This window comes from Brevibacillus brevis (assembly GCF_031583145.1).
Classification (GTDB): Bacteria; Bacillota; Bacilli; order Brevibacillales; family Brevibacillaceae; genus Brevibacillus; species Brevibacillus brevis_E.
The window spans coordinates 670,165-684,215 of record NZ_CP134050.1 but is presented as its reverse complement, the minus strand read 5'-3'; the positions used below and the strand labels follow the sequence as shown (position 1 = coordinate 684,215).

Genomic DNA, 14,051 nt, shown 5'->3' with positions numbered 1-14,051 from the left:
TTCACATTCTTGTCGGCTGTCGAGACATTCACGCGGTTCCCCGGCACACATCACGTCCATCCCCATTTTGATCCATGGTTCAATAACTGCCGGACAAAAGCGCACCGGCGTTGGGAACCATCCGCTTCAGCTGAAGCATCTTGAGAATTTGATAAACGGTGGCCGTCGCAGCGGTCAGGACAGGTTTGCCCAACCTGTTTTCGACCTCCTGCACAGCTGGAAGCGACGGCATCTGGACACATGCCGAGAGTACCACTGCATCCGCGTCCTGTACGTTCAACTTTTCGGAAATCGAAATCAAATTCATCGGGTCCAGTTTGCCGACCGCCAGATTATCGGCAACCTCGAGGCTGATCGAGTCCACCACTTCGATTTCGTAAGACTCAATGTAGTCGATGACCATCCCGGTGAGCGGCTTCATGTACGGAGCGACCAAGGCAATTTTTTGGGCTCCCAGGGTTTGAATTCCCTGAATCAACGCTCCGGCACTGCTGACCGCGGGAACGTCTGCCCCCGTTTCCTTTGCCGCCTTTGCCAATTTCTGTTCGGAAACCGTATGGTAACCGGGTTCGTTGCACATGATGGCCACCAGGCAGGCATAAGCCAGAATGTCACACCTTGCATCGGAAAGTTCCACCGCGCAGCGAAGGCTGTCATGGTCCATTTTATTCAGTTCTTCCTTCGTCACATGCTGCATCCGCATGCGGCTGGAGTGAAAGGTAAACGTCTCCTCTGCCAACTGCGATCGGGATCTGAGCATTGCCGGAATTTCCGTTTCCATTGTTGTATTGGAACTGGGTACAATCATCCCAATCCGGTAATTTTTCAAACTGACCTACTCCTTTTTCCCATGTTTTCTTCAGCTGGTCACGTGCAACAGGCACCGCTGCAACATCCGTTATTCCGGTTTCATTTCTTCAATCACGACTTCCCCGTCCTGTACGATGAGCTTTCCGTCCAGGTACAGCGTGCAGTTTTTCATGGGGATGTCCAGGTGACATTGGGTATCATTCGTTCCTCCCAGTTCCGTGTTCGGTCCCAGAGAAAACAGCACGTTTCCGTAAAAAGAGCGTCCATCCATGCCAAACACCTTGCTGTCCAGGGCCAAACTGTGCCACTGTGCCCGATCATTCAGTCCCCAACCGATGTGGGAGATCGCGTAAGCCCGGGGGTCTTTGAAACTGTCCATGTATTCTTTCATCAGCACGGCGTCGAATCCCCCTTCAATCTGCGTGACATAACCGTCCTTGATGGTCAGTGTCACCGGCTCCTGCACATACCGGTTAAACGGGAACAAAATATCCCCCCGATCCAGGACAACCACGCCTTCCACACCTCCGTCATTCGGCGTGCCGGCCGAAAATCCGCTTGGCAGATGGTCCCATCTTCCCGGTTCATCGGCAAACCCGTATTCAATCAGGAACGGATACTGCCCCAATTTGTACGTCACGTCCGTGCCCGCCTTGTTCGTAAATCGAAGTTCCTTGGCGTTTTTCATCAACTCGGCGGCATGCAGTACCCGTTTTTTGTCGCTTGGTTTCGGGAACATCCTTTTGATCACATCAAACGGTTCCACAACCAGCAAGATGCGTTTCCCCGCGTTTTGCAGCTCCAGTTGTTCCTTGGAGAACAAAAGCAGCACCAAATCGATAATCAAATCCGCTTTTTTCAGAACTTCCACCGCGACCCGGTTGTCTGTGAGCGGAGTAACCCCGAATGAACCGGAAATTCCGCGATTGGCAGGCGGCAGATTCAACTGAAACGCATTGGCTCCAATCATTCTCGCTGCTTCCATAAACGCCTTGGCATAATCTTCGAGAACCCCGCCTGAAGTCAACACAGCCATTGTTTCCGTTGGCTTCAGTTGGCAAAGTTCCAATTCCGTTTTGAACAGTTCCACCATTTCATTGAAATCCGCGCTCATACTATCCTCTCCTCTTCCCTGTATTGGTTCCCATCAACCATGCAACAGATGTTGCTGTCCCATGTAGATGGATTGAATGGACCGATCCTTCCGCAGCGTTTCGCTGTCTGCTGTCAACACCGTTCTCCCCAGTTCAATGACATAGGCCCGATCGGAAACTTCCAAAGCGAGTTCGGCATTCTGCTCGATCAGCAAAATCGTCATTCCCCTTTTGCGCAAGGAAATGATGCTGTCAAAGATCATGTCGATGATTTGCGGTGCCAAACCCAGCGAGGGTTCATCGAGCATCAGCAGCTGCGGTTCGCTGATCAGCGCTCTGCCGATCGCCAGCATCTGCTGTTCACCGCCGCTGAGACTTCCCCCCAACTGGTTTTTTCGTTCTTTCAACCGTGGAAAGAGTTCGTAAATTTCGCCTATTTTTTCCTTGTCGATTCGCTTTTTCAGAAAGCCGCCCATTTTCAAATTCTCTTCCACGGTTAAAGTGGGAAAGATGCGTCGCCCCTCGGGAACCTGGGAAATCCCCAGAGCGACGATCTCATGCGGCTGCTTTTTGCCAATATCGCTTCCTTTAAAATGGATCACCCCCTCTTTCTGCTTCATTACGCCGCTGATTGACATCAAAGTGGTCGATTTGCCTGCCCCGTTGTTTCCGAGAATGCAGATAATTTCTCCCTGGTTTACTTCAAAACTGATATCTTCCAGCGCTTGTGCTTTTCCGTAGAAGGCTCGTAAATGCTCAACCTTAAGCATGCTTTTTGTCCCTCCTTCCCAAATACGCCTGCACAACGTCCGGATTCCGCATCACTTCCTCGGGGCTGCCATCGGCGATCTTTACTCCGAAATTCAACACAGCCATGTGATCGCAGATGTTGGACAACAAATTCAGATCATGTTCCACGATAAAAATGGTCATTCCGAATTCATCACGCAACCGCAATATCAATGCTTGCAGTTGTTCCCTTTCCTTGAGGTTGAGACCGGCGGCCGGTTCATCGAGAAACAGGATTTCCGGTTGCGAGGCCAAGGCGCGGGCGATCTCCGCCAGGCGGCGGTGCCCGTAGGAAAGGTTGGCACATAATTCAAACGCCTTGTCTTCCAAACCCGTCAGCTTGATCAGTTGATAGGCAACGTTGACAGCATGTTCCTCTTCGGCACGAAACTTTTGGTTTTGCAAGAGCGCCATTCCGACATCGTTTTTCAATTTGCTCGACATTCCCGCTGTCACATTTTCCAGGACCGTCATGCTTTCAAACAGCTTGCTGGTCTGGAAAGTTCTGACCATGCCCATGCTGCTCAATTCATTCATCGATTTCCCGGTGATCTCTTTCTGCTGAAAAAAGATTTTCCCCGATGTCGGCCTTTCCAGCCCGGTTACCATATTGATAAATGTCGTTTTTCCGGCCCCGTTCGGCCCGATCAATCCAAAAATTTCTCCGGACCGCACCTGCAGGCTGACATCCGTCAGCGCCTTGATGCCGCCGAATTGTTTCGTTAGCTGTTCGAGTTTCAGGATTTCATTGTTTTCCGCTTTGGAGCGGGACAAAATTTGCTTCAAATTGACCGCGGATTTGACCGAAGGCATTCGCCCCTTCGCCGTTTTCAACCATTTTTGCAAGAGGCCGTACAGGCCATTCGGCCAGAAAATCATCATCAGCACGATGCTCGCCCCGTATATGATCGGCCGGTACAAGGGGATTTCTTTTAAAAATTCGTTGAAGAACGTGACGCCGAATCCTCCCAGAAGAGCTCCAGTGAAGGAACCGAGACCTCCCAGCACCACCATCAGAATCACGGTGATCGATTCGATAAACTGGAACGGTTCCGGACTGATAAACGCGTACATGTGCACCATTACGCTGCCGGCCAGACCGGCCCAAAAACAGCCGATGACAAATCCTTTTGTTTTGGTGGCGCCGATATTGATGCCAACAGAAGCAGCCGCCAACTGGTTGTCACGAATCGCCCGGAAGTTTCGGCCCAATCTTCCTTCCGTCAGCCGTACCATAAAAACGTACTGGACAATCAACAAAATGGACGCGAGGATGAAAAACTCCTTTTTGCTGTCTACCGACCAGCCCAGGATGTCAGGATAGGGAATATTGGTCAGTCCGTTCCACCCTCCGGTCCAGCTTCCGCCGTTGGCAAACAGAATTGTTAAAATCAGGTTGAAGGCGAAAGTAGACATGGCAAAGTAGATTTCCGAGAGTTTCGCCATCGGGGACAGGATAATCGAGGCGAGTGCAGCCGCGATTCCCGATAGCAGGAAGGCAACCAAAAAATGCACATCCAGATGCAGCGTGAGAATGGCCGATGTATATGCCCCGATGCCAAAAAAACCGGCCTGGGCCAGACTAACCTGGCCAGCGTACCCGAATATCAGTTGCAGCGACACTGCCAAAATCGTATAAATGGCTGCCTGGGAAAACAGCGACAAGTAGTAATTGGAATCAACCAGAACGACCGCCAGCAGAAAGAGAATCGCATACAGGCAAATCGGTCCATATGATTGGAATCGTTTTTTGTTCAAGCGGTATCCCTCCGTTGTTTAATCCCGAGTAATCCGGCAGGGCGTATCAACAGCACCAGAATCAAAATCGCGTATAAAATCAGGTCGCGAAATTCCGAACTGATCATCGTTCCCCCGAATGCCTCGATCAATCCGAGCAGGATACCGCCTATAACCGCTCCCATAATGTTGCCAAAACCGCCCAGCACTGCCGCCGCAAACGCCTTGATGCCGATGATCCCCATGTCATACGAGACATAGTAGAGGGGGCCTAACAATACCCCGGCAACTCCCGTCAAAGCCCCTGCCACCAGGAAAATCAGCGCGATGTATTTGCGGTAATTCACCCCGAGCAGTTGGGACATGACGCGGTCGTCGGCAATGGCTCTCATCGCCTGGCCCAGGCGAGTAAACTTAAAGAACAGCTGGAACAAAACCATGATGACAAAACTTAACAGAATAATGAGAAAACTGATCCCGGAAATTTTGGCGCTCCCCAGTTCCACCTGCCCGGCAGACAGCCTGCCGGGAAAACTCAACGGCTCCGCTCCCCAGATCAAGGCCCCGATCTGCGGCAGGATGATCATGATTCCGATGCTGGCAATCAGGACATGAATGGCCTGACCGCCGCGCTTTTGCACCGGATGAAAAACCAGCACATTCGACAGGTATCCGACCAGACCGGCAACGGCCATCGTCAACAACGTGACCAGATAGTAATTTTCCGTGACCTGGGAGATCAGACTGAACCCGACCAGTCCGCCGATCATCACAAACTCCCCTGTCCCCATATTCAGTACACCCGAGGAACGAAAAATCAGGCTGTATGACATGGCGATCAAACTGTAAATGCATCCGACGGCGAGACCACTCACGAATATGTCAAAATACACCGTAGCCCTCCTTAGTACGAACCGGCTTCCAGAATTTTTTCCAATTTCAGCTTCCCGCTGTCCCAATTCACCATGAAAATCGGTTTTGTCGCAGAACCGTCATTGTTAAAGGAAGTAACCCCGGATGCTCCTTCAAAGTTTTGAACGTCCAGCAGCGCATTTTGCACGTCCTCGGGGTTGACGGAACCCGCTTTTTCGATCGCGCTCTTCAGGATGTAGACGGAGTCGTATCCATGTACCTGATAAACGTTGGGGTCAAGGTTGAATTCCTTTCGCCACGCCTCGATGAAGGTTTTCGTTTTTTCCCCGATCGTGGCGTCGGAAATGTAGGCAGCACTGATAATCGTATTGTTGGAAGCGTCACCGGCGATTTCGTAATACTGCGGACTGGAGATCGGGTTTGTCGCGAACAACGGTTTGTCGTAACCAAGCGCCCTGGCCTGTTTGGCAATCAATCCGCTGTCAGCTGCATAGCCCGACAGGAAGATGTGGGCGTCAGGATGCGAACTGATGCCTTGGCTGATGTACGAGTTAAAGTCTTTCGCATCGATGGGGTACTTGAATTCCTGGACGATGTTCATCCCCAGCTCTGCAGCTTTTTCCTGAAAAGCTTTGTAAATACTGGTGCCATAAGCGTCATCGCGGATAAACGCGATAACTTCCTTGACTCCCATCTCTTTCCCGGCATAGTGGGCTGCAGCCCAGCCAAACTGGTTATTGTTGGCCAAATTGACGAAGAAGCGCGGATTTTCCGAGACCACGGCCGGATCAGAAGCGATTGGCGACACAGCGATCATGTTGTTTTCTTTTACTTTGGCCACTTGTGACAAGGCGACCGCGCTGCTTGATCCGCTGATCACGTACTGGATGTCCTGGTTCGCCATTTTGTCGATGGCTTGCTGACCTTTGAACGGATTCCCCTCGTCGTCTTCCGATATCAGCTCCACCTTCATCCCGAGTATGCCGCCGTTGTCGTTAATCTCTTTTACCGCGTACTTGACCGCATCGAACGCCGGAATACCGAAAGCGGCGGTCGCCCCGCTCAATCCCCCGACGTATCCCAAACTCAGCGTTTCGCCTCCGCCACCTTCCCCGTTTCCCGATGACGCTGCATGATTCGTTCCGCAGCCGGAAAGAACCAGCGAAAGCAGCAGCACTGCTGACAACGATGAAAACATTTTTTTCAATGGTCGCAACCCCTTTTCATTTGAGTTTGAAAAATATGGGATAGCCAGATCCTGATGATCGTTCCTTTTGCGAAGAATCGGATTTGCATTTGCGTATGGATCTGCGGTGCGCAAAAAGGTCGCCCACCTCCTTTTCGGATGATAAACCGTCAGTTCAGATGATCCCGGATGAAAGAACGGATATGATCGGATGTCTCCTCTGGCGCCTCCTTGTAGACCATGTGGCCGACGCCGGAAACTACGATCGCCTGCAAGTTGGGATTGAGAGACTTCAGTTCTTCCAGTTCTTCGGGACGAATCGTATCGCCAAGGTCTGCTGCCAAAAGCAGCATGGGACATGTTGTCAATTTCACATGGACCTGAAAAGGCTCTTTGATGAAGTTGTTGTAGGATTCGATGATCGCTTCCTGGCAAACGTTCTGGTATTCGGTGATGCGGATTTTCCGCTGTTCTTCCGTGAAGTTCGGGTAAAAACTTTGGAATTTCTCCCATTTCCCTTCTTCCACGGCAGCTTTCTGTTCAAGAAACATCGCAAGGGAGTTGGGATAAATCTGCCGGTGACCGGGACCGGTAATGGGAGGATCGATGAGCACGATGCCGGAAATGAGTGAAGAGTATGTACTGCCAAAACCGGCTGCAATTCTCGCACCCATCGAATGGCCGACGAGAAAGGGAGCTGTCGGATTTCCCGTCAACGCATTGACCACATTGAGCAAATCCTCGACGTAATCCTGCATCCGGTATCCCTGCTTGGGCCAGCTGGATTTTCCGCGCCCGCGGATATCCATGGACAAACAATAAAAATTTTCCGGCATCCGTTTTAAAATTTCCGCAAAGGACATGCTGTAGCTGGTAATCCCCGGAAGAAAGATAACCGGCACTCCATTCCTGTCGCCTTTGGCAAGCAAATGAATATCCGCGTTCAGGCCTCTGACGTAAACGTGTTCAAACGGTTCCTTTTCGTTCAACATGACTCCCTCCCGAAATCCGGACAAGTTTTGCTCTCCAAAAACTTATCCAACTTTATAGATTTTTGTTTTTATTGCTTATATTTGCGTAAAAATCACGAAATATAGGTAAATAATCAGCATAAAACTTTATAAACTTATAGATTTTTGTTGTAATTCATTATATTCAGACAAAATTCCCTCGTCAATATATCCTTTTCAGATTTTTTCCAGCCAGTTTCCCAAGGCATCGGGACTGAATTCATTTCAAACTTGCGCAAAGCAGCAATTCCGACGCTTTTACACCTCATCAAGCAAAAACGGAACAACCTGTCCCAAAAAGCCATTCCCGTTCAGTTCCGGGCAAAGGGTTTTCGGGCAATGCGGAATGTTCCTCCCGACAAAAAAATGATTCTATGTACAAAAAATCTTTGCTATATTCAACTTGGCAGCTATTTCTATATAATAACCTTTGTGGAGGGATTAAAACTTATCAAACTTACCCAATCGTTTTCTTTTGATCCAGGTGTAAGAGTATCGGAGGAGAGTCATTTACAATGAAATTGTTAAATATTTCCGAGGCAGCCAAACTTTTGGGCGTCTCGGCAAGCACCTTGCGCAGACTGGAACATGACGGTGTCGTGGAAGGATACGGATTGACTGTAATCTATACGCCTGGGGGCCAACGCAGATACATTTTGGATGAGATACAGCATCTATACTCGCAGCAGGGGTTTTCAGGACTGATCGGATTTGGAAGCAAACCTGCCGTGCTTGTCCGCGACCTCACACTGGCCTTTACCGATCTGAATTCCAAATTGGCGATTCAGCAGAGCGGGCAGATCGAAGCGGCAAAACAGTTGATTAAAACGGCTTTTGCCAATCATTGCCCCGTCGTTTTTACCAAAACCATCTATGACGCTGCAGAAAAGTTCTCCTACCTGTGGGGGCAAAAATTCCCTTACATCCAGCTGCTTGACCGAAATACCGCATGGGTGAAAATCCATCCGGAATTGGATGATTTCACCTATGACATGATTCATGCAACTGTTTACATTAATGATTTTTTTAGTTCTCCGCTGGAGGAGTTTCTAAAACAGCGGGAAATCGATACCGTCATCTTGGCGGGAACCACCACGAGCGGCAGCATCCGGGCCACAGCTGTGGAATCATTGCAGCGCGGCTACAGGGTCATCATTCCGGAAGAAGCAGTCGGCGACCGCTCCGAATCCATTCAAAGATCGACCTTGCTGGACTTGAATGCACGGTACGCAGACATCGTGAAGCTGGAAAAGGTGATTCAATTTCTGAATGAGACGGGTTCAGCGAAAAAAACAAAGTAAAGGCCTTTTCGAATCCTTGCTCTTTCCCCCGCGCAATAACATTCCCACGTACATGTTGACTTTCAAATTGCATTCCAAGTATAATCAAAATCAAAATTTTAAACAATATTTTGTAAGTTTGAACTAGTTAGAATATTGTTTGGGGGGTGTTTTCGGCAAAAGTTGAAAGGTTTTGCAAGTTGATGCAGATTCACTCTTTCTCCGGGCAAAAATCTTAGTGGGGGGAGCAAGGCATGAAAACGTCTTTACGTGTCGGTATTGTCGGCGGAGGGATTGGCGGGGTCGCTTTGGCAAGATCCTTGTGGCGCCGGGGTATTTCCTTTCATTTGTTTGAACAGGCAGCGGAATTTCGGGAAGTCGGGGCCGGAATCCAAATGACGCCGAATGCGGTCAAGGTACTGAAATCACTCGGTCTTGAAAACGGGATTGAGCAGGTTGGGTTCTTGCCGGAAGCGATGGTGGGCCGCAGTTGGGAAACAGGTGAAGAATTGTTTCGAACTCCCTTAAAGGATACTTTCGTCAATCTTTTTGGCGCCGAGTACTACCATGTACATCGCGCAGACCTGCACAGTATCCTGGCTGAAGGACTACCGGAAAATTGCATCACTTTTAACGTCAAATGTGTCGATGTCAGACTGAAAGATGACAGGGCCGTAGCCGTCTTTGACAACGGATCGGAATTCGAGGCGGACCTCATCGTTGGCGCGGACGGGATCCGTTCTGTCGTCCGGGGGGCATTGTGGGGCAAGGATGCCCCCGCGTTTACGGGGCACATGTGCTGGAGGGCGCTGGTTCCGGTCGATTCCTTCCCGCTGCCTATTGTGCTGCCGGCCGTCACGTTCTGGTTTGGACCCAAGGCGCATGTGGTTACCTACTACGTCAAGGGCGGCAAGGCCGTCAATATTGTGGCCTGCAAAGAGACCGATGAATGGGTGAAGGAATCCTGGACTGAGCCCAGTTCCACCCAGGAACTGCTTCAGGCGTACGACGGCTGGCATTCCGACCTGATTCGTCTCTTCGAACGTACGGATAATTCACAGGTTTTCAAATGGGGATTGTACGACCGCGACCCGATGAAACAGTGGTCCAAAGGCCATGCGACGCTATTGGGCGACGCTGCACATCCCATGCTTCCGTACCTGTCCCAGGGTGCTGCCATGGCGATCGAGGACGCGTACGTTCTTTCGGAGGCACTCGTTTATTTTGATGGAAACGTCCCCTTGGCCCTGAAAGCCTATGAAACAGAACGCCTCAGCCGTACCCGGGATGTCCAGCTCCAATCCCGTGAAAGAGGACGTACGTATCACCTGGAAACGCCGGAAGAGCAGCGCCGCCGGGATCTTGCGCTCAAGGAAAGACAGGCGGAAAATCCCAACGCAGTCGGCATCAGCGCCGAGTGGGTATACGAATACGACGCAACCACTTGCCCCCAGCGTTTTCGGAAGTCTGCAGCGTCCGTATAAAAACCTGAATCCCGCTCCAGCAGAAGAACAGCCGTCTTCCGGCTGTGGGCTGAGCAATCAACAGCTCGTTTTCGGCTCCAGCATCCGATCCAGGGCCCATTTTGCTTTCGCTGCAAGATCCGGATCGACTGTAATCGGATTGATGATTTCTCCCTTTTCCAGGCTTTCCAGGGCCCACAGCAAATGCGGCAGATCAATCCGGTTCATCGTCAGGCAGGCGCACATGACCGGATTCAGGGAAAACACTTCCTTGTCCGGCATCTGCTTCGCCAACCGGTTGACCAGATTCATTTCCGTGCCGACCGCCCATTTGCTGCCCGGCTCCGCCTTTTGAATCATGTCGATGATGGTTTTCGTGGACCCGGCGAAATCGGCCAGCGCCACCACTTCCCGCGCACATTCGGGATGGACGATGATCTTGGCGTCGGGATGACGGGTACGGACATGTTTCACGTTTTCCGGAGTGAACAGGGCGTGGACGGAACAGTGCCCTTTCCACAGGATGATTTTGACCTGGTCCAGATCGCCGGCGCATTCGAACGCTTCCTGAACCGGGTCCCAGACCGCCATTTGCTCCAGGGGGATCCCCAAATCGTAAGCCGTGTTTCGGCCGAGGTGCTGGTCGGGCAAGAAGAGCACCCGTTCCTTTTGGGTAAATGCCCATTCCAGCATTGGCCGGGCATTGGAGGAAGTCACGGTTGCACCGCCCTGTTCACCCACGAACGCTTTGATGGCGGCTGTGGAATTGATATAGGTCAGCGGCAGAATGGTATCGCCAAACTGCTTTTGCATCGCTTCCCAACCCCGTTCGGTTTGCGGAAGATCGGCCATGTCCGCCAGGGAACAGCCCGCCCACATGTCGGGCAAAATCACTTTCTGTTCATCGCTCGTCAGAATATCGGCTGTTTCTGCCATGAAGTGCACGCCGCAAAATACGATGAACTCCGCTTCCGTATTTTTCGCGGAGATCTGCGCCAGCTGCAGGGAATCTCCGATGGCATCGGCAAATTGCACGACCTCATCTTTTTGATAATGATGGCAGGGGATGAACAGCCGGCTGCCCATTTTTTCCTTGATGCGGCGGACTTCCGCTTCCATTTCTTCCACTGCCATTGTTTTGTAATGCTCCGGCATCATGCTGCCGCTTTGCTGCTGAACCAGTTCCAGGAAATTCATTTTTTCTCCCCCTCGTGCACTTGCAAACTGATATCCAACACTTTGACGGAATGGGTCAAAAATCCCAGGGAGATGTAGTGGACCCCGGTGTTTCGGTAGGAAGCCAGATTGTCCAGACGGATTCCCCCTGACGCTTCCGTGACGATGGGAGCGGGTACAAGTTTGGCAAATTCCCGCACTTCTTCCGGCGTGCGGTTGTCGAACATAATGACATCCGCCCCGGCTTCCACCGCTTCCAGCACTTCTTCTTTCGTTTCCGTCTCCACTTCCACTTTTACCATGTGCCCCAGGTTTTCCCGGACGGCCTGAACGGCTCGGGTGATGGAGCCGCAATAGGCGATGTGGTTGTCCTTGATCATCACTCCGTCATACAGGCCGTTGCGGTGGTTCTTCCCCCCGCCGCACCTGACGGCGTATTTGTCCAGCATCCTCAGGCCAGGAACGGTTTTTCTCGTATCGCAAATGTGAAGGGTCGTCGAGAGCCTCCACGCACTTGCGCGTCATCGTGGCGATCCCGCTCATGCGCTTGAGCAAGTTTAAAACGAGCCGTTCTCCCGACAAAATGGATCGGATGGGCCCGTACACCTCCGCGATGACGTCGCCTCTGTTCACCGGGTCGCCGTCTTTATAGCGTGTTTCCACGCGCATGTCCGGCTCGAGCAGATGATACGCTTCCCGAATGACCTCCAGACCCGAGACGATGCCCTCTTCCTTTGCCAAAAACACACCTCTTCCCTTGCTGGCTTCCGGGAAAATCGCATTGCTGGTCAAATCTCCGGAGCCGATATCCTCCAGCAGGAAAGATTCCAGCATTTTCTGCAGCTGCAATTTGTTCATTCCGTCTCTCCTCCTCATCTTCGCGATACTCGTTCCTGATTGATTTGCCGCAAAATTTCCCTGCGGATATGCTCGTCACCGGCTGGCTCTGCCGGCGGGCAATCGGAGCGGTAATGGCTGCCGATACTTTCCTTTCGCTCCAAAGCGGAGGAGGCAATCAACCAGCCCACCGTCAGCATATTGACGATTTCGATGTTTTCTTTTGACAATCGGGAACGATCGATCTGCAAAAAGTCAAATTGTTCCAGCCAGTTTCGCAGCGACGTCAGTCCTTGTTCGTTCCGCACGATTCCGGCATTTGCCGTCATTTTCTCGTAGATGTCTTCCATCGAATACAAAGCGTGGGCTTCATTGTAGACGTATTCCAATTCGTCCAGTGTAAAGCTGTCAAAATCGACTTTGGACGCATCGACGCCTGCGTACAGGTATTCGATGATGCGAAACATTCCAGGAGTTTGCTTTCGATGCATTTTGGATTGCATGTTGCGCTTCTGAAGCTGCTCTAAAAATACGTGGGTCGAGAATCTTTTCTTCCTCATTCCATACATCCTTTCAAAAGCACAGAAGGGGACTAAGAAATCCCCTTCTGCTTTGTGCGTTATACCGACCGTACAGGTAGTATCAGGGCAAACCCTGGTTCATTACCTGTCGGCCGTATAATGAGCGGTGCATTGACTCCAGATGCATGAAACATAACTTCCTTCACATTCATATGGCGCAACGCATCCAGGAGATATTTCGTGCTGAACTTCATCTCAAACATTTCGCCTTCGAGATCCGAGATAAACACTTCCTCCTGTACTTTTCCCATTCCCTCCTGGCTGGCCGAAATGAGCAAAGAAGGCATTGCGGATGGGATCACCTGCAAGCGACACATATTGGTCTTTCCTTCCTTGGAGACGATACTCACCCGCTCCAGCACCTTGACTAACTCATCCCGATTTGCCACAAATGTGGTGGAAAAATTGGTCGGGATTACCCTGGATGTATCCGGATAGGTACCCGAAATCAGTCGTGACACATATGTCACGTTTTGGTGAGACATTCGCAACGTGTTCTCCGTGCAGTGGATGGTGACCTTATCGGTCGCATCCTCAACCAGCTTGATCATCTCTTCAGCAGCTCTTGCAGGTAAAATCATCTTGGGTAGCGGGATCACTTGTTCCAACTGAACGGTCCACGTTCCCAGCCTGTGAGCATCCGTTGCAACAAACGTTACTGCCTTTTCCTTACCAAAAATATGGATTCCCTGCAGAGTGGGACGCGTAGTCGATACCGCGCATGCGTATCCCAAACGTAACCCATTTGCCAAATCCGATGCTTGGATCTCAACACAAACGCCTGTATCGTCAAAGGGAAAAGAAGGGTACTCATCCGCTTCCATTGTCTTAATCTCGAAAGTCGATTTCCCTGCAGAGATGGAGATCTCATTTGTTCCAATTTTCAGCTGGATCTCACCTGCCGGCAGCTTACGCACAATGTCCAGGAATATTCGAGCCGGTACGACGATCGCGCACGGTTTAGATGATGAGCAATTGTTTTCTTCCGTAATCTGGATGGTGTTATCCGTATCCGAGCCGGTAATGGTCAAAGATTCTCCCGTGAATTGGAGATGAAAACCGGTGAGAATCGGAATCGTCGTCTGTTTTGCAACGGCCCGGTACGCTTTCGAAAGATCAGCAATTAAGCGTTCTGAATCCTTGATCACAATTTTCTTCATATTTTCTCCTTCCTCGAACCGGGGCCATATGGCCCCATCGTTCGAGCCACACGTT

Annotated in this window: 12 protein-coding genes and 1 pseudogene; 2 read left to right on the top strand and 11 right to left on the bottom strand. The window is 50.9% G+C overall.

All coding sequences use genetic code 11. From position 1 onward, the window contains the following. Positions 1–79: 79 nt before the first annotated feature. From RGB73_RS03630 to RGB73_RS03600, 7 genes are all read right to left on the bottom strand, one after another. The gene (locus tag RGB73_RS03630) at positions 80–760 is read right to left on the bottom strand and encodes a maleate cis-trans isomerase family protein (protein ID WP_310769241.1); all 681 of its coding nucleotides are present in this window, start codon (positions 758–760) and stop codon (positions 80–82) included. Positions 761–898: 138 nt separating this feature from the next. Continuing rightward, entirely contained in the window at positions 899–1,924 is a 1,026-nt protein-coding gene (locus RGB73_RS03625) for a 2,5-dihydroxypyridine 5,6-dioxygenase NicX family protein (RefSeq protein WP_310769240.1), read from the bottom strand. Between the two features lie 33 nt (positions 1,925–1,957). Then, complete coding sequence (locus RGB73_RS03620) at positions 1,958–2,674, bottom strand: ABC transporter ATP-binding protein (RefSeq protein ID WP_310769239.1); 717 nt, start codon at positions 2,672–2,674, stop codon at positions 1,958–1,960. Then, the gene (locus tag RGB73_RS03615; RefSeq protein ID WP_310769238.1) at positions 2,667–4,451 is read right to left on the bottom strand and encodes a branched-chain amino acid ABC transporter ATP-binding protein/permease; all 1,785 of its coding nucleotides are present in this window, start codon (positions 4,449–4,451) and stop codon (positions 2,667–2,669) included. Before RGB73_RS03615 ends, RGB73_RS03620 begins: the two co-directional genes overlap by 8 nt. Next, positions 4,448–5,323, bottom strand: a complete 876-nt coding sequence (locus RGB73_RS03610; protein ID WP_310769237.1) for a branched-chain amino acid ABC transporter permease — start codon at positions 5,321–5,323, stop codon at positions 4,448–4,450. The genes RGB73_RS03615 and RGB73_RS03610 overlap by 4 nt, the downstream gene beginning before the upstream one ends. Before the next feature lie 11 nt (positions 5,324–5,334). Then, positions 5,335–6,501 carry an ABC transporter substrate-binding protein gene (locus RGB73_RS03605; protein WP_310774108.1) on the bottom strand — a complete coding sequence of 389 codons (1,167 nt, stop codon included), beginning with the start codon at positions 6,499–6,501 and terminating at the stop codon, positions 5,335–5,337. A 158-nt stretch (positions 6,502–6,659) separates the two neighbouring features. Next, on the bottom strand, positions 6,660–7,481 hold the full coding sequence (locus RGB73_RS03600) for an alpha/beta fold hydrolase (protein ID WP_310769236.1): 822 nt from the start codon (positions 7,479–7,481) through the stop codon (positions 6,660–6,662). Between the two features lie 533 nt (positions 7,482–8,014). Here RGB73_RS03600 and RGB73_RS03595 point away from each other — a divergent pair. Together RGB73_RS03595 and RGB73_RS03590 are read left to right on the top strand one after the other, a co-directional pair. Next, the gene (locus tag RGB73_RS03595; protein ID WP_310769235.1) at positions 8,015–8,800 is read left to right on the top strand and encodes an isochorismatase family protein; all 786 of its coding nucleotides are present in this window, start codon (positions 8,015–8,017) and stop codon (positions 8,798–8,800) included. Positions 8,801–9,033: 233 nt separating this feature from the next. Next, complete coding sequence (locus RGB73_RS03590; RefSeq protein WP_310769234.1) at positions 9,034–10,263, top strand: FAD-dependent monooxygenase; 1,230 nt, start codon at positions 9,034–9,036, stop codon at positions 10,261–10,263. Positions 10,264–10,320: 57 nt separating this feature from the next. Here the strand turns inward: RGB73_RS03590 and nadA are convergent, their stop codons facing one another. The 4 genes and pseudogenes from nadA to dnaN all read right to left on the bottom strand — a co-directional run bounded on the left by nadA (position 10,321) and on the right by dnaN (position 13,996). Beyond that, positions 10,321–11,439 (bottom strand): quinolinate synthase NadA, encoded by a 1,119-nt coding sequence (nadA, locus tag RGB73_RS03585; protein ID WP_310769233.1) that lies wholly within the window; start codon positions 11,437–11,439, stop codon positions 10,321–10,323. Next, a pseudogene (gene nadC, locus RGB73_RS03580) lies at positions 11,436–12,276 on the bottom strand (carboxylating nicotinate-nucleotide diphosphorylase). Before nadC ends, nadA begins: the two are co-directional and overlap by 4 nt. Before the next feature lie 14 nt (positions 12,277–12,290). Continuing rightward, positions 12,291–12,815, bottom strand: coding sequence for a hypothetical protein (locus RGB73_RS03575; RefSeq protein WP_310769232.1), 525 nt, complete (start codon positions 12,813–12,815; stop codon positions 12,291–12,293). 59 nt (positions 12,816–12,874) lie between these two features. Next, complete coding sequence (gene dnaN, locus RGB73_RS03570; protein WP_310769231.1) at positions 12,875–13,996, bottom strand: DNA polymerase III subunit beta; 1,122 nt, start codon at positions 13,994–13,996, stop codon at positions 12,875–12,877. Between the last annotated feature and the right edge of the window lie 55 nt (positions 13,997–14,051).

Excerpts from the sequence above, each read along its gene's own strand:
- RGB73_RS03590 (WP_310769234.1), top strand. The coding sequence starts at position 9,034 with ATGAAAACGTCTTTACGTGTCGGTATTGTCGGCGGAGGGATTGGCGGG.
- RGB73_RS03575 (WP_310769232.1), bottom strand. The coding sequence starts at position 12,815 with ATGAGGAAGAAAAGATTCTCGACCCACGTATTTTTAGAGCAGCTTCAG.
- RGB73_RS03600 (WP_310769236.1), bottom strand. The coding sequence starts at position 7,481 with ATGTTGAACGAAAAGGAACCGTTTGAACACGTTTACGTCAGAGGCCTG.
- nadA (WP_310769233.1), bottom strand. The coding sequence starts at position 11,439 with ATGAATTTCCTGGAACTGGTTCAGCAGCAAAGCGGCAGCATGATGCCG.
- RGB73_RS03620 (WP_310769239.1), bottom strand. The coding sequence starts at position 2,674 with ATGCTTAAGGTTGAGCATTTACGAGCCTTCTACGGAAAAGCACAAGCG.
- RGB73_RS03630 (WP_310769241.1), bottom strand. The coding sequence starts at position 760 with ATGCTCAGATCCCGATCGCAGTTGGCAGAGGAGACGTTTACCTTTCAC.
- RGB73_RS03625 (WP_310769240.1), bottom strand. The coding sequence starts at position 1,924 with ATGAGCGCGGATTTCAATGAAATGGTGGAACTGTTCAAAACGGAATTG.
- RGB73_RS03605 (WP_310774108.1), bottom strand. The coding sequence starts at position 6,501 with ATGTTTTCATCGTTGTCAGCAGTGCTGCTGCTTTCGCTGGTTCTTTCC.
- dnaN (WP_310769231.1), bottom strand. The coding sequence starts at position 13,996 with ATGAAGAAAATTGTGATCAAGGATTCAGAACGCTTAATTGCTGATCTT.
- RGB73_RS03595 (WP_310769235.1), top strand. The coding sequence starts at position 8,015 with ATGAAATTGTTAAATATTTCCGAGGCAGCCAAACTTTTGGGCGTCTCG.